General features: G+C 65.6%; 13 protein-coding genes. 10 read left to right on the forward strand and 3 right to left on the reverse strand.

Translation table 11 applies throughout. The annotated features are described in order from the left end of the window. Window positions 1-9: 9 nt before the first annotated feature. Genes trpD through moaC form a run of 3 tightly spaced genes read left to right on the forward strand, consistent with a single transcriptional unit; the run spans window position 10 to window position 2,387 of the window. Window positions 10-1,023, forward strand: coding sequence for an anthranilate phosphoribosyltransferase (trpD, locus tag AC630_RS19315; protein WP_074120066.1), 1,014 nt, complete (start codon window positions 10-12; stop codon window positions 1,021-1,023). Between the two features lie 7 nt (window positions 1,024-1,030). Next, on the forward strand, window positions 1,031-1,852 hold the full coding sequence (trpC, locus tag AC630_RS19320) for an indole-3-glycerol phosphate synthase TrpC (protein WP_074120067.1): 822 nt from the start codon (window positions 1,031-1,033) through the stop codon (window positions 1,850-1,852). A gap of 1 nt (window position 1,853) precedes the next feature. Beyond that, window positions 1,854-2,387, forward strand: a complete 534-nt coding sequence (gene moaC / locus AC630_RS19325; RefSeq protein ID WP_074120068.1) for a cyclic pyranopterin monophosphate synthase MoaC — start codon at window positions 1,854-1,856, stop codon at window positions 2,385-2,387. A 7-nt stretch (window positions 2,388-2,394) separates the two neighbouring features. Here the strand turns inward: moaC and AC630_RS19330 are convergent, their stop codons facing one another. Continuing rightward, on the reverse strand, window positions 2,395-2,988 hold the full coding sequence (locus tag AC630_RS19330) for a CGNR zinc finger domain-containing protein (protein WP_074120069.1): 594 nt from the start codon (window positions 2,986-2,988) through the stop codon (window positions 2,395-2,397). Window positions 2,989-3,125: 137 nt separating this feature from the next. On the opposite strand from AC630_RS19330, the gene AC630_RS19335 reads away from it, so the two are divergent. Both AC630_RS19335 and AC630_RS19340 read left to right on the forward strand, forming a co-directional pair. Next, window positions 3,126-4,541 (forward strand): amidase, encoded by a 1,416-nt coding sequence (locus AC630_RS19335; protein WP_074120070.1) that lies wholly within the window; start codon window positions 3,126-3,128, stop codon window positions 4,539-4,541. After that, the gene (locus tag AC630_RS19340; protein ID WP_074120071.1) at window positions 4,538-5,794 is read left to right on the forward strand and encodes an MFS transporter; all 1,257 of its coding nucleotides are present in this window, start codon (window positions 4,538-4,540) and stop codon (window positions 5,792-5,794) included. The genes AC630_RS19335 and AC630_RS19340 overlap by 4 nt, the downstream gene beginning before the upstream one ends. On the opposite strand, the gene AC630_RS19345 is transcribed toward AC630_RS19340, so the two are convergent. Then, window positions 5,775-5,939, reverse strand: coding sequence for a Flp family type IVb pilin (locus AC630_RS19345; RefSeq protein WP_074120072.1), 165 nt, complete (start codon window positions 5,937-5,939; stop codon window positions 5,775-5,777). The genes AC630_RS19340 and AC630_RS19345 overlap by 20 nt on opposite strands. A 192-nt stretch (window positions 5,940-6,131) precedes the next feature. On the opposite strand from AC630_RS19345, the gene AC630_RS19350 reads away from it, so the two are divergent. Continuing rightward, window positions 6,132-8,852, forward strand: coding sequence for a bifunctional diguanylate cyclase/phosphodiesterase (locus tag AC630_RS19350; protein WP_074120073.1), 2,721 nt, complete (start codon window positions 6,132-6,134; stop codon window positions 8,850-8,852). Between the two features lie 129 nt (window positions 8,853-8,981). Here the strand turns inward: AC630_RS19350 and AC630_RS19355 are convergent, their stop codons facing one another. Then, window positions 8,982-10,319 carry a S41 family peptidase gene (locus tag AC630_RS19355; RefSeq protein WP_074120074.1) on the reverse strand — a complete coding sequence of 446 codons (1,338 nt, stop codon included), beginning with the start codon at window positions 10,317-10,319 and terminating at the stop codon, window positions 8,982-8,984. A 292-nt stretch (window positions 10,320-10,611) separates the two neighbouring features. Between AC630_RS19355 and AC630_RS19360 the strand changes: the two genes are divergently transcribed. The 4 genes from AC630_RS19360 to AC630_RS19375 all read left to right on the forward strand — a co-directional run bounded on the left by AC630_RS19360 (window position 10,612) and on the right by AC630_RS19375 (window position 14,213). Then, entirely contained in the window at window positions 10,612-11,745 is a 1,134-nt protein-coding gene (locus AC630_RS19360) for an alpha-hydroxy acid oxidase (RefSeq protein ID WP_074120075.1), read from the forward strand. Window positions 11,746-11,760: 15 nt separating this feature from the next. Then, window positions 11,761-12,387 (forward strand): HAD family hydrolase, encoded by a 627-nt coding sequence (locus tag AC630_RS19365; protein WP_074120076.1) that lies wholly within the window; start codon window positions 11,761-11,763, stop codon window positions 12,385-12,387. A 177-nt stretch (window positions 12,388-12,564) separates the two neighbouring features. Beyond that, window positions 12,565-12,759: a hypothetical protein gene (locus AC630_RS19370; protein WP_074120077.1), complete on the forward strand. Its 195-nt coding sequence runs from the start codon at window positions 12,565-12,567 to the stop codon at window positions 12,757-12,759. A gap of 242 nt (window positions 12,760-13,001) precedes the next feature. Next, window positions 13,002-14,213 carry a molybdopterin molybdotransferase MoeA gene (locus tag AC630_RS19375; RefSeq protein ID WP_074120078.1) on the forward strand — a complete coding sequence of 404 codons (1,212 nt, stop codon included), beginning with the start codon at window positions 13,002-13,004 and terminating at the stop codon, window positions 14,211-14,213. Window positions 14,214-14,277 lie beyond the last annotated feature (64 nt).

A 14,277-nucleotide genomic window follows, 5' to 3' on the forward strand; every position in this document is an offset into this window, starting at 1 on the left:
AAGCACGCGATGGACGACCTGAAATCGATCATTGGAAAAGTCGCGACCGGCGCCAGCCTGTCGCGTGACGAAGCCGCCTCCGCCTTCGACGCCATGATGTCCGGCGAGGCCACGCCCTCGCAGATGGGCGGCCTCCTGATGGCGCTGCGGGTGCGCGGCGAAACCGTGGACGAGATCACTGGCGCGGTCTCGGCAATGCGCTCAAAGATGCTCACTGTCGACGCGCCCGCGGACGCTGTCGACATCGTCGGCACCGGCGGCGACGGCTCCGGCTCGGTCAACGTCTCGACCTGCGCCTCCTTCATCGTCTCGGGCACCGGCTTGCCCGTGGCCAAGCACGGCAACCGCGCATTGTCGTCGCGCTCGGGCGCCGCCGACGTGCTGGCCTCGCTGGGGGTGAAGATCGACCTCAGGCCCGAGCAGGTCGGCCGCTGCGTGCATGAGTGCGGTATCGGCTTCATGTTCGCCCCCGCCCACCATCCCGCCATGAAGAACGTCGGCCCGACCCGGGTCGAGCTCGCGACGCGCACGATCTTCAACCTGCTCGGCCCGTTATCCAACCCGGCCGGCGTGAAGCGGCAGATGGTCGGTGTGTTCTCGCGGCAATGGGTGCAGCCGCTGGCGCAGGTGCTGAAGAACCTCGGCTCCGAATCCGCCTGGGTGGTGCACGGCTCCGATGGCCTCGACGAAATCACCCTCACCGGCCCGACCTTCGTCTCCGCGCTCCATAATGGCGAAATCCGGAATTTCGAGGTGACGCCGGAGGACGCCGGCCTGTCGCGCTGCGAGCCCGGCGCACTCAAGGGCGGAGATGCTGAGGCCAATGCGATCGCTTTGCAGAACGTGCTCGACGGCAAGCCGAGCCCCTACCGCGACGTGGCGCTGATGAATGCCGCCGCCGCGCTGGTCGTGGCGGGCCGCGCCAGGGACCTCAAGGAGGGCGTCGCGATCGGCGCGAAGTCGCTCGACAGCGGCGCGGCGAGCGCCCGGCTGAAGCATCTGATCGCGGTCTCGAACGGCTGAGCCTGTCATGTCCGACATCCTGACCAAGATCGAAGCGTACAAGCGCGAGGAGATCGCCGCGGCCAAGCGCGCGCTGTCGCTGTCGGCGGTGGAGGCCAAGGCCAAGGCGCAACCGGCGCCGCGGGACTTCGTACACGCGATCAGGGCCAAGCATAGCAATGGCGAGTACGCGCTGATCGCCGAGGTGAAGAAGGCCTCGCCGTCCAAGGGGCTGATCCGCGCCGATTTCGATCCGCCACAGCTCGCCAAGGCCTATGAGGCCGGCGGTGCCGCCTGCCTCTCGGTGCTGACGGACACGCCCTCGTTCCAGGGCCATCTCGACTTCATGGTGGCAGCGCGCGCGGCGACCTCGCTGCCGGTGCTGCGCAAGGATTTCATGTTCGACACCTATCAGGTGACTGAGGCCCGCGCGCATGGCGCCGACTGCATCCTGATCATCATGGCGGCCCTCGACGATGCGGCCGCCTGGGATCTCGAGGACGCCGCTCTCGCCTACGGTATGGACGTGCTGATCGAGATCCACGACCGCGCCGAGCTCGACCGCGCGCTGAAGCTCCGCTCGCCGATGATCGGCGTCAACAACCGCAACTTACGCACTTTCGAGACCACGCTCGCGACCAGCGAAGCGCTGGCGCCGCTGATCCCTGGCGACCGGCTGATGGTCGGCGAGAGCGGCATCTTCACGCCCACCGATCTTGCCCGGCTCGAGCGCGTCGGCATGTCGACCTTCCTGGTCGGCGAGAGCCTGATGCGGCAGGCCGACGTGACTGCCGCCACGCGCACGCTGCTTGCGCGCGAGAATGCAGCGCGCGCGACGGGTGCGCGCTGACATGGCGCGCAAGCCGTCCAAAACAAAGCCAGCCAAGACGAAGCCAGCCAAGACCAAGGCCGGCCCTGCCCTCACCCATATCGGCGCCTCCGGCGAGGCGCGGATGGTCGACGTCTCGGACAAGCCCGCGACCGAACGGATCGCGGTCGCCGAAGGACGCGTTGTCATGACCAGGGCGACGCTTGATCTCATCGTGTCCGGCAACGCCAAGAAGGGCGATGTGCTCGGCACCGCGCGCATCGCCGGGATCATGGCGGCCAAGCGCACCTCCGAGCTGATCCCGCTCTGTCATCCGCTGGCGCTCTCGAAAGTGACAGTCGACATCGAGCCCGACGCGAAGCTGCCCGGCTGCCTCGTCCGCGCCAGCGTGAAGGTCACGGGTCCGACCGGGGTCGAGATGGAGGCGCTCACCGCGGTGTCGGTCGCCTGCCTCACCATCTACGACATGATCAAGGCGGTGGAACGCGGCGTGCGCATCGAGGGCGTCCATCTCGTCGAGAAGCTGGGCGGCAAGTCCGGCCATTACCGCGTCTGAGCGCAATCTATTTAGCTTCGCGCTGCCGCTCGCGATAGGCGCGCGTCTTCATCCGATTGCCGCACAGCGTCGACATACACCATCGCCGCGTCGATGGTTTCGACCGGTCGAAGAACACCCGGCGGCATTCCTCCGACGCGCACATCTTCAACCGGTCCAGCGTTCCCACAAGCGTTGCGTCATGAAGCTCGATCGCAATAGTCGACAGGCCAGCGAGCGCGTCCTCGCGCGCTGCCGACAATATCGCGCCGCGCCCGGTGCGCGCCTCCACTCGCAACGGAAACGGCGCCAGCGCTTCGCCAAGCGCGCCTAGGACATCCTTGTTCCGGCGCCGCTCGGCCGGGTCACATTGCAGATAGGCACGTAACGCCTCGCGCAGCCGCAGCGCGGTCTCGAACATCGCGGGCGTGACACGTCCCCCCTCAGCGCCAAGGCCACGTTCCTGCATCCAGTCCGCAAGTTGTCTCGCCCCGGCGATTTCGTCGCCCTGCGGGTGCTCCACGCCGAAATGCGTGAAATGGCGAACATCGAGCGTATTGGCGAAGTCGTAGACATTCGCCAGCGCGTCGGGAACTTTGAATTTGCGCGACTCTTTCGACATCGAAACACCGAATATTTGAACACCAGTAAAACATATTTACTGGTTGACAGCAAGAGACACCTGTATCTTAGTTATACTGGTGTCGAATCTCTTCGGGATCGAACGTCATTGCGACAACAAGAATGGAGCCGCGAGCCATGGCCGACGCACTGCACTTTCTCGAGCTCACAGAGCTCGCCGCACGTCTTAAGGCGCGCGACATCTCCGCGCTGGACGTGACACGCGCCCAACTCGACCGTATCGACGCCCTGGATCGTGAACTCGGTAGCTACGTTCGCGTGATGGCGGACACAGCCATTGCCGAGGCGAAAGCCGCGGACGCCGAAATCGCACATGGCCGGTATCGGGGCCCGCTGCATGGCGTGCCGATTGCGCTGAAGGATCTTTTCTGGACCAAGGGCATTCCGACGGCAGCCGGCACCGTTCTTCATCGCGATTTTCGTCCCGGTGAAGACGCAACGGTCGTGCGTCGGCTCAAGGACGCAGGCGCCGTGGTGCTTGGCAAGGTGCAGCTCAGCGAGGGCGCCTATTCCGATCACCATCCATTGGTGACGCCGCCGAAGAATCCGTGGAATGCGGCTTACTGGCCGGGCATTTCATCCAGCGGCTCGGCGGTTGCGACGGCTGCCGGACTTTGCTTCGGCTCGCTCGGTTCCGACACCGGGGGCTCGATCCGCTGGCCGTCCGCCGCCAACGGCCTGACCGGGCTGAAGCCGAGCTGGGGCCGCGTCAGCCGCCATGGCACGTTCGAGCTGGCCGCGACGCTCGACCATGTCGGACCGATCGGCCGCAGCGCGGTCGATGCCGGCGCGCTGCTTGGCGTCATCGCCGGACATGATCCGAACGATCCGACGTCGCTGCTCGATCCGGTGCCCGACTATCTGGCCGCGGCTGCACAGGACGTGCGGGGTTTGCGGATCGGCGTCGACGCCGCCTGGAACAACGACGACGTGGACGTCGCGACGCAGCGCGTATTGGCGGACGCAATCGATGCTTTCCGCGCGCTTGGCGTCGATATCGTCAATGTCAGATTTCCTGACGTGATGCAGGCGATCGCCGACTGGACGCCGAATTGTGCGGTGGAAGCTGCGGTCGCGCACGAGGCGACCTATCCTGCCCGCAAGGATGAGTATGGTCCTATCCTCGCCTCGGTGATCGAGGCCGGTCGTGCGTTCTCCGCCCTCGATTATCAGAAGATCCTGCTGCGCCGGCTGGCGCTGCGCGGCCGGGTGGCGGCGTTATTCGAGACCATCGACCTGCTCCTGATTCCGGTGCACCCGTTCCCGCCCGTGACGCTCACCATGATCCGGACGCTCGGTGAGCAGCCGGGCCTGATCGCGAAGCTGCAGCGCTACACTTGCCCGTTCGACATGACCGGTCATCCCACGATCACACTGCCGGGCGGAGCATCCGCGGACGGACTGCCGATCGCGTTCCAGCTCGTCGCCGCCCATCTCGGCGAGGCCATGCTCGTGCGTGCCGGCGCGGCGTTCCAGCGCACCACGTCCTGGCATCGCCGCCATCCTTCCCTCACCTCGCGGAGGCAACATTGACCCTTCAATCAACGCTGCCTCATCGAAGCATTTTCCACGGCTGGTTCGTTGTTGCGGCGGCATTCGCCGTGATGTTCGTGGGTTTCGGCTCCGCCTACACATTCAGTGCCTTTCTCGAGCCGCTGCAGCGCGACTTCGGCGCCTCGCGCGGCTCGATCTCGCTGGTGTTTTCGATCGCTGGCTTTCTCTACTTCGCGCTCGGTCTCGTCAGTGGTCCCCTCGCCGACCGGGTCGGCTCGCGTCCGCTTGCAGTTATCGGCATGATCCTGGTCGCTGTCGGGCTCTCGGCCGCGAGCACAGCGCGCTCGCTTGTCGAGGTTTATCTCGCCTACGGGCTGGGCGTCGGCCTCGGGGTCGGCTGCGCCTATGTTCCCGCCATCGGCGCGGTGCAACGCTGGTTCGTGAGGCGCCGTGGCTTTGCCTCCGGCCTCGCGGTCAGCGGCATCGGGCTCGGCACGCTGGCCATGCCGCCGCTCGCCTCACTGCTGATCGCCTCGGTCGGTTGGCGCGGCGCCTATCTGGTGCTCGGCGCGATCGCCTTGGTGATAGGCGGAGGGCTTTCGCTGTTGATCGAGAACGATCCGAAGGACCGGGGCCTCGGCCCCGATGGTGATCCACCTCGCGAAACCTCCGGTGCCACCAATGCCGGCGGCGCTTCGGTGCGCGAGGCCGTCCGCTCACCCCAGTTTGTCGGCCTCTATGTGTCCTGCCTCGTCTGTTCCTTTGGCGCCTTCGTCCCGTTCGTACACCTCGTGCCCTATGCGCGCGACAACGGAGTTACGGTGTCCTCTGCCGTGCTGCTGCTCGGGATGATCGGCGCCGGCAGCACCGCAGGCCGGTTCTTCCTCGGCGCGCTCGCCGACCGGATGGGCCGCGACCGCTCGCTGATCATGGTGCTGATCGGAATGGCATTCGCGATGGCGATCTGGGCTGTTGCGGCGAATGTCTGGGCCCTCGCCGCCTTCGCCTTCGTCTACGGCGTGTTCTACGGCGGCTGGGTCGCGGTCCTGCCGGCCGTTGTGATGGACTATTTTGGCGGCCGCAACGTCAGCGGCATCATCGGCATTCTCTACACCAGCGTCGCCTTCGGCACGCTGGTCGGCCCGAGCGCCGCAGGCTTCGTCTACGACGTCAATCACAGCTACACGCTGCCGATCCTCCTCAGCGCCGCCGCGAACATCGTCGCGGCGCTGATCGTGGTGGCGATCCTGGCGCGCAGCAGCACGCGGGCGATCAGCGCAGCGAAGAGCTGATCGATCCGAACTTGGTGTTGAGCTTGGAGCCCAGGCCATTCACCACGGTGATGATGGCAAGCGCGATACCGGCCGCGATCAGCCCGTATTCGATCGCGGTCGCACCGGATTCGTCAGCCAGAAAGTCCTTCAGCGAGTTTGTCATGATCGTCTCCGCATTGTGTCGTCGGCAGACAAATCCTGCACGGCCTTTCGTCCCGCGCATCGATCGCATTTGCGCGCGGCCATTCATGTCGCATTAACCGCGCTTCCTAACGCTGCCTCCACACCGTTCCCGTAAACCGACGGATGTTTTGGGGATCTGAAATCGATCCTGACGTGTGTCGGCAACGATCGAATGATGACGAAATACGGCAGCCGCCTTTTTGACCAGGCCTTCGTGCGCAGCGGACCGATCCGCTGGCTGGTGGTGGGCGGCACGCTCCTGATCGCGGCAATCGCCGTCGGCTCGGTCCTGATGGCGCAGAACTTCCGCGAGCGCGCGCTGCGCAACAGCTCACGCGAGCTGGAAAACACCGTGCTGCTGCTCGCGCATCATTTCGACCAGCAATTGCAGGATTTCGCGGTCATCCAGAAGGACTTCGTCGACCACGTTCGCGCGACCGGCATCACCACCGCGGAGGACTATCGCAAGCGACTCTCGGGCCAGGACACCCACCGGATGCTGCGCTCGAAGATCGAGGCGCTCCCCTACATGGGCGGCGTCAACGTCATCGATGCCGAAGGCAACGTGATCAACTCGTCGACGGCATGGCCGGCCCCGAAGGTCAACGTTGCCGACCGCGCCTATTTCCGGACCTTCCGGTACAATCCCTACGCGCCCGACGTCCTGATCGAGCCGGTGCACAGCCGCGTCTCCGGCGCCTGGACCATCCTGATCGTCCGCAAGATCGTGGGACCGAACGGCGAGTTCATGGGCGTCGTCGCGCGCGGCATCGAGCCGGCCAATTTCGAGAAATTCTTCGAGTCCGTCGTGCTTGGTGAAGGCGCCAGCATCTCGATGCTGCATCGCGACGGCACGCTGCTCGCCCGCTATCCCCATTCCAGCGAGTTGATGGGGCGCAATTTCAGGAATGGCTCGTTCGAGCAGCAGCGGATCTTCGGGCTCGATCACTTCGCCGGCCGATTCATAAGCCCCGTCGACGGCGAGGACCGGCTGATCTCCGGGCACGCCCTGCCCCACTTCCCGATCCTGATGATGGCTACCACGACGCGCGCGGCGGCCCTGACGGACTGGCGCGAGCAGATCGGCATCCTGATCTCGGTCGCCGGCGCGTCCGCTCTCGCCATCGCCGGCGTGCTGATCGCGATCGTGCGCAAGCTGCTGGAGCAGCACCGCGCTTCCCGTGAGCGGCTGACGCTGGAGAAGCTGCGCCTCGACCGCGCCGTCAACAACATGACCCAGGGCCTGTTGCTGTTCAATGCCGAGCAGCGGCTCGTGGTGTGCAACCAGCGCTACATCGAGATGTACGGCCTGTCGGCCGACGTGGTGAAGCCCGGCTCCAGCTTCCAAGACATCGTCGCGCACCGCAAGGCGACCGGCTCCTTCACAGGCGATATCGACGGCTATGTCGATCGCGTGCTGCGCGACATCCACCGGCGCAACTCCATGGTGGTCGACACCTCCGACGGACGCTCGATCCACATCCTCAACGAACCTCTCGTAGACGGGGGCTGGGTGGCGACGCACGAGGATATCACCGAGCGGCGCCGCATCGAGGAGCGCATCACGCACCTCGCCCATTACGATGCGTTGACCGACCTGCCCAACCGCGCCATGTTCCACGAGCACCTGCGCGCGGAGCTGGCTGCGATCGCCCACGGCGAAGAGATCGCGGTGCACTACATCGACATCGACGAGTTCAAGGGCGTCAACGACGCCCTCGGCCATCTCGTCGGCGACGAGCTGTTGAAATCGATCGCCGCGAGCCTCAGCCGCTGCGCAGGCCCGGCGGACTTCGTGGCGCGGCTCGGCGGCGACGAATTTGCCATCGTACAGAGCGCGGTGACGTCGCTGGATCGGGTCAACGATCTCGTCGCGCGAGTTTTCGATGCCATCCGCACCCCCGTCGACTGCAAGGGCCATCACCTCACCACCGACGCCAGCATCGGCATCGCGCTGTCGCCCGGACACGGCACGGCGCTGGACCAGATCCTGAAGAACGCGGACATGGCGATGTACGCCGCCAAAGCCGCAGGACGTCACACCTATCGCTTCTTCGAGCCGGAGATGGACGCCAAGGTCCGCGAGCGGCGGCAGCTCGAGATCGACCTGCGCCACGCCATCGCCCATGGCGGCCTCGAGGTCTATTACCAGCCCTGCCTCGGCCTGAAGGACGACCGCATCACGGGCTGCGAGGCGCTGGTGCGCTGGCGCCATCCCGAGCGCGGCATGGTCTCGCCGGCCGAGTTCATCCCGATCGCCGAAGATACCGGGCTGATCAACGAGATCGGCGAATGGGTGCTGGCTACCGCCTGCGGGGACGCTGCGAACTGGCCCGACGACATCCGTCTCGCCGTCAACGTCTCGCCGGTGCAGTTCAAGAGCGGCACGCTGGCGCTGAAGATCATGGCAGCGCTCGCTGCGTCGAACCTGCCGGCGAGCCGGCTCGAGCTCGAGATCACCGAGGCGGTGCTGATCCGCGACGACGACACCGCGCTTGCGATCCTGCATCAGCTGCGGGCCATCGGCGTGCGCATCGCGCTCGACGATTTCGGCACGGGCTACTCCTCGTTGAGCTACCTGCACCGCTTCCCGTTCGACAAGATCAAGATCGACCGCTGCTTCGTCGACGACATCGCCGGCCCAGACGGCTCCGCCAGCATCGTTCAGGCCGTCGTCAACCTCGCGGCTGCCCGCCGCATGACCACCACGGCCGAAGGCGTCGAGACCGAGGAGCAACAGCGCCTGTTGCGCGCGCTCGGCTGCTCCGAGATGCAGGGCTACCTGTTCAGCGCAGCAAGACCGGCCGACAAGGTGCTGGAGCTGTTCGCGCTGCATCGCAGCCGCCCCGCCCAGCGCGGCGGCAACGAGAGCCGCCGCCGCGAGGCAAGCTAGGTCTCCGGCCGAGAAGCCGCGACGAGGCGACCTTTTGCAGCGATGAACCCGAGCTGAGACAGCGTCCCAAAACAAATTCGCCCGGGAGCGGTCATCCACTCCCGGGCGATGTCTGGAGGTCGCAAACGTTTAGTTCGGCACCGCAGCCTTCGGCGCGGGCTTGGCGGCCACGGCGTTCGCGGTGACGCCGTGCAGGAAGTCGAAGGCCGCGTGCAGGGCCTTGTCGTCCTTCTCTTCCGGCGGAACGTAGGACTGCGATCCGGTCTGCTCGGTGCCGTCGGCGGCCGAGAGATGGCCGCGCATCTGGGACTCCGCCATTGTGTCGATCCGGCCCTTCAGCTCCGCCGGCACGTCCTGCAGGATCTCGATGTCAGGCGCGATGCCCTGAGCCTGGATCGAGCGGCCCGACGGCGTGTAGTAGCGCGCCGTTGTCAGCGCCAGCGCGCCATTGCCGGCGCCGAGCGGAATGATGGTCTGCACCGAGCCCTTGCCGAACGAGCGCGTGCCGATCAGCGTTGCGCGCTTGTGGTCGTGCAGCGCGCCGGACACGATCTCCGAAGCCGAGGCCGAGCCGCCGTTGATCAGCACGACCAGCGGCTTGCCCTTGGTGAGGTCGCCGCCATGCGCGGTGAAGCGCTGGGTCTCTTCCGGATTGCGGCCGCGCGTCGAGACGACCTCGCCACGCGGCAGGAACGCGCTCGACACCGACACGGCCTGATCCAGCAATCCGCCCGGATTGTTGCGCAGGTCCATCACGTAGCCCACGAGCTTCTCCGGCGGGACCTCCTTGGAGATCGACGCGATCGCCTTCTTCAGGCCATCAGTGGTCTGCTCGTTGAACGAGGTGACGCGGATATAGCCGACGTCGCCGTTCTCGACGTGGAAGCGCACCGGACGCACATGGATGATCTCGCGCGTGATCGCGACGTCGAGCGGAGCGTCCGCGCCCTTGCGCACGATGGTCAGCCTGGTCTTCGTGTCGACCGGGCCCTTCATCTTGTTGACGGCCTGTTCGAGCGTCATGCCCTGCACGGCCTCGCCGTCGATCTTGCTGATGAGGTCGCCGGACATGATGCCGGCCTTCGAGGCCGGCGTGTCGTCGATCGGCGAGACGACCTTGACGAGGCCCTCCTCCATCGTGACCTCAATACCGAGCCCGCCGAACTCGCCGGAGGTGGTCTCCTGCATCTCGGTCCAGGCCTTGGCGTTCATGTAGCGCGAATGCGGATCGAGCGAGGTCACCATGCCCGTGATCGCGCCTTCGATCAGCTTGGCATTATCAGGCTTCTCGACATAGCTCGCCTTCACCCGCTCGAACACTTCGCCGAACAGGTTGAGCTGCGAATAGGCATCATCCGCGCTCGCCGCCGCCCGTGCCGCCCATACTCCGCCGTGCGGGCTGGCTACCAGAAGGGTCAGACACGCTCCGGTGAGCGCGCCCAGTGGGAACAGCAGGGTTTTCCGCATGGATAGGCTGGCCTTTTTGCTTGGGGCTCGGGCGCCATGCACATGGCGATCCAGCTCGTTTCACACAATACCATTCTGGTTTCTTCAAGGCCGGAATGCCACGCCGACGGGTACACCGTAAAAATCTCTTCGTCCGGACCTAAACTTTTGGCAACGTTCCGAGACCGGTTCACGCGGACAGCGGGAATCGGGCGCCGGCGACGCCTCGCAGCTATGCGATTTTAGGATGGTTTTGGAGGCCCGAACGCGATAGGCGATGACAATAAGACTTCAAATTCTCGGGAGGACAACAATGAACGACGCGCCCCGCATCCGGCCGGAAAGGAACGTCGAACTCGGCGCCAGCAACGAGCCGTTCCAGAACCTGCACGAATTCATCCGGAAGGCGCGCGCCAACCTCAACCAGAATGCCTGGGACTATATCGTCGGCGCCGCCGAGACCGAGACCACGATGCGGCGTAACCGCATGGCGCTGGATGAGATCGCCTTTCGCCCGCGCGTGCTGCGCGACGTCCGCAAGGTCGATGGCTCCGTCGAGCGGTTCGGCCGCAAGATGCGCCTGCCGGTGGTGCTGGCTCCGGTCGGCGCGCTCGAAATCTTCGATCCCGATGGCGCCGCGAGCGTTGCGCGCGCGGCCGGTACCTTCGGTGCGGCGCACATGCTGAGCTCGGTGTCCGAGCCTGGCCTGGAAAAGACCGCCGCGGCCGCCCCCGATGCGCTGCGGCTCTACCAGCTCTATGTGCGCGGCGACGACGCCTTCGTCGCCGACGTCGTCAGCCGGACCGAGAAGAACGCCTACGCCGCGTTCTGCCTGACGGTCGACACCGCCCATTACAGCCGTCGCGAGCGTGACATCGCCAAGCGCTACGTTCGCGAGAGCCGTTTGCGCGCCACCGGCGGCGATTACCAGAAGGGCCTGGAGTGGCGGACCGTCAAGATGATCAAGGACAAGTTCAAGATCCCGCTGATCCTCAAGGGCATCGCCACCGCCGAGGACGCGCTGATCGCGATCGATCATGGCGTCGAATGGATCTATGTCTCCAACCATGGCGGCCGCCAGCTTGATCACGGCCGCGGCGCCATGCACGTGCTCCCTGAGATCGTCGATGCCGTGAAGGGCCGCGCAAAGATCATGGTCGATGGCGGCTTCGGCCGCGGCACCGACATCGTCAAGGCCATCGCGGCGGGCGCCGACCTCGTCGGCATCGGCCGGCTGCAATGCTGGGCTCTGGCGGCGGCCGGCGAAGCCGGCGTCACGCGGATGCTGGAGCTCCTGGAGGACGAGGTGCTGCGCTGCCTCGGCCTGCTGGGCGCCACCTCGTTCGCCGAGGTCAGCAAGTCCTGCCTGCATCCGGCGACCGCCACCAACGCGCCGGGCGTGTTCAGCGCATTCCCGCTGTTCGACCACGAACCTTACCGGTACTGAAGTGAAAAGGACGCAATGACATCGCTCTCTCCCGGCAGCGCGGATGCGCTTTTGTTCGATCTCGGGCGCGTCGTGCTCGACATCGATTTCTCCAAGGCGATCGCCTGCTGGGCGGGACATGCCGGGTGCGAGCCCGAAGCCATCGTCGCGCGCTATGTGCGCGACAGCGAGGCCTACCGGCTGCACGAAGTCGGCAAGATCAGCGACGAGGACTATTTCGCCTCACTACGTGCCTCGCTCGGGATCGGCATCTCGGACGCGCAATTCCTGGAGGGCTGGAACGCGATCTTCGCGGGCGAGATGCCTGACATCGCGGACCTGTTGCCTCGTGCGGCAAGGCAGATGCCGGTCTACGCCTTCTCCAACACCAACCGGCCGCATGTTGACTATTTCTCGAAGGAGTATGCCGGCCTGCTCGGCCATTTCCGCGAGCTGTACCTGTCGTCCAGCATCGGGCTGCGCAAACCGGATGCGGAGGCCTTCGACCATGTCGTGGCGGCGATGGGCGTCCCGGCAAACCGAATCGTGTTCTTCGATGACCTTGCTGAGAATATCGAAGGCGCGCGCGCACGCGGATTGACCGCGGTGCACGTGACATCACCGTCGGACGTCGGGAACGCGTTGAAGGCGCTCGGAATTTAAAAACCAGTGCCGGACCGTCCGCCAACTCGGTCCCGCCTGATGGAACTGATTTTGCGCGGAATCTGCGCGGAATGAGGAACTAAATCACTTTGCGCAATTTTGTACGAAGTTCCGGGAACGAATGCCCGCTTCCGGACTCGTGAGTCCCGTTGGGGATTCTACATCGGATTTATCGTCGTGTTGGGCAAAACCTACCTCACCAAGCAGGCCTCGCTTCTGCTGAAATTCGCCAGAACCACGTCGGACCCTAACCTCTCCGCAAAGCTGATCAGCAAGGCTGCCGACCTGAAATCGCAGGCCGATCCTCTACCCGACAAGGACCAGGGCCCCGTAGCGCCGGACGTCAGTCCGGACAAGCAGCCGGGGACCTGAGCGATGCTGGCCATGGCTCTCGTCTTTCTCGTCCTCGCCATGGCCATCCTCGTGCCGGTCCGCCTTGCCTTTCGGATCATGCCGCGGCGGACCTGAGTCTCTCTTGCTTATTGCCAGCCTATTGCCAGGCGAATGATGCAAGATGAATCATCCTGCCGCGACGCTCTTTTGCCTCCGCGCCCGCACTCGGCTAGAACTTTCGCCGCCGATTTACCCGAACGTGCCCAGCAGGAGTTTTGCCCGTGGCCTTGATGCCGGTTTCTGACGCGCTTGCAGCGGTGCTGGCCGGCGTGGAGCCGCTGCCTGAAGACATGGTCGCGCTCGACGAAGCCTTCCATCGCGTGCTTGCGCGCGACGTCGCGGCGCGGCGCACGCAGCCGCCGCAGGCGATGTCAGCGATGGACGGCTACGCCGTGCGCGCGGCCGATGCGGCGAAGATCGATGCCGTGCTCACCGTGACCGGCGAGATCGCAGCGGGCCGGCCGTTTGCGGGGTCGGTCGGCGCCGGCGAGGCCGTGCGGATCTTCACCGGCGGCGTCATTCCCGAAGGCGCGGACGCGGTCGTGATCCAGGAAGACACGGCTTCTGACGGCAAGCGCATCACGATCAAGGAAGCCGCCGTAACGGGGCGACACATCCGTCCCGCCGGCGTCGACTTCTCAGAGGGCGACGTGCTGCTGCGCAAGGGAGCCCGGCTCACCGAGCGGGACCTGGCGCTCGCCGCCGGGATGAACCACCCGCACCTCCCCGTCCGCCGCCGTCCGAAAGTCGCGATCCTCGCCACCGGAGATGAACTGGTGATGCCGGGCACCACGCCCGGTCACGGCCAGATCGTCTATTCCAATGGCTACGCCCTGCACGCGCTCGCCCGCAGCGAGGGAGCCGATACCGTCGACCTCGGTGTTGCCGCCGATACGCTGGAAGCCACCAGCGCCGGCATCCGCCGCGCACGTGAGAGTGGCGCCGACATCCTGATCACGACCGGCGGCGCGTCGGTCGGCGACCACGATCTGGTCCAGCAGGCGCTCAAGGCTGAAGGCATCTCGATGGCGTTCTGGAAGATCGCGATGCGGCCAGGCAAGCCGATGATGAACGGACGGCTGGGCGCGATGCGCGTGATCGGCCTGCCCGGCAATCCCGTGTCATCCTATGTGTGCGGTTTCCTGTTCATGGTGCCGCTGATTCGCGCGTTGTCGGGCCGACAGGTGATTCACCATCGCCGCGAGCGCGCCGTGCTCGGCCGCGACGTCGGCGCAAACGATGTGCGCGAGGATTATCTTCGCGCGCGCCTGGAGGAGCGCGACGACGGCACGCTCGTCGCCCTTCCCGTCAACCATCAGGATTCCTCGCTGCTTGCGAATCTCGCTGCGGCACAGGCACTTCTTGTGCGCGCACCATTCGCGCCCAAGGCCGAAGCCGGCACTGCTTGCGAGGTGCTGCGACTGCCCGTCTGAACGCATCGAGCACACGCGTTCCGCGAAGTTTGTCGCGTTCACCATAAATTAAGCAGTTGCGGAA

It is taken from the genome of Bradyrhizobium sp. AS23.2 (assembly GCF_001908185.1).
In the GTDB taxonomy this organism is placed as follows: Bacteria; Pseudomonadota; Alphaproteobacteria; order Rhizobiales; family Xanthobacteraceae; genus Bradyrhizobium.

Excerpts from the sequence above, each read along its gene's own strand:
- AC630_RS19355 (WP_074120074.1), bottom strand. The coding sequence starts at position 10,319 with ATGCGGAAAACCCTGCTGTTCCCACTGGGCGCGCTCACCGGAGCGTGT.
- AC630_RS19365 (WP_074120076.1), top strand. The coding sequence starts at position 11,761 with ATGACATCGCTCTCTCCCGGCAGCGCGGATGCGCTTTTGTTCGATCTC.
- AC630_RS19345 (WP_074120072.1), bottom strand. The coding sequence starts at position 5,939 with ATGACAAACTCGCTGAAGGACTTTCTGGCTGACGAATCCGGTGCGACC.
- AC630_RS19335 (WP_074120070.1), top strand. The coding sequence starts at position 3,126 with ATGGCCGACGCACTGCACTTTCTCGAGCTCACAGAGCTCGCCGCACGT.
- trpD (WP_074120066.1), top strand. The coding sequence starts at position 10 with ATGGACGACCTGAAATCGATCATTGGAAAAGTCGCGACCGGCGCCAGC.
- moaC (WP_074120068.1), top strand. The coding sequence starts at position 1,854 with ATGGCGCGCAAGCCGTCCAAAACAAAGCCAGCCAAGACGAAGCCAGCC.
- AC630_RS19360 (WP_074120075.1), top strand. The coding sequence starts at position 10,612 with ATGAACGACGCGCCCCGCATCCGGCCGGAAAGGAACGTCGAACTCGGC.
- trpC (WP_074120067.1), top strand. The coding sequence starts at position 1,031 with ATGTCCGACATCCTGACCAAGATCGAAGCGTACAAGCGCGAGGAGATC.
- AC630_RS19350 (WP_074120073.1), top strand. The coding sequence starts at position 6,132 with ATGATGACGAAATACGGCAGCCGCCTTTTTGACCAGGCCTTCGTGCGC.
- AC630_RS19330 (WP_074120069.1), bottom strand. The coding sequence starts at position 2,988 with ATGTCGAAAGAGTCGCGCAAATTCAAAGTTCCCGACGCGCTGGCGAAT.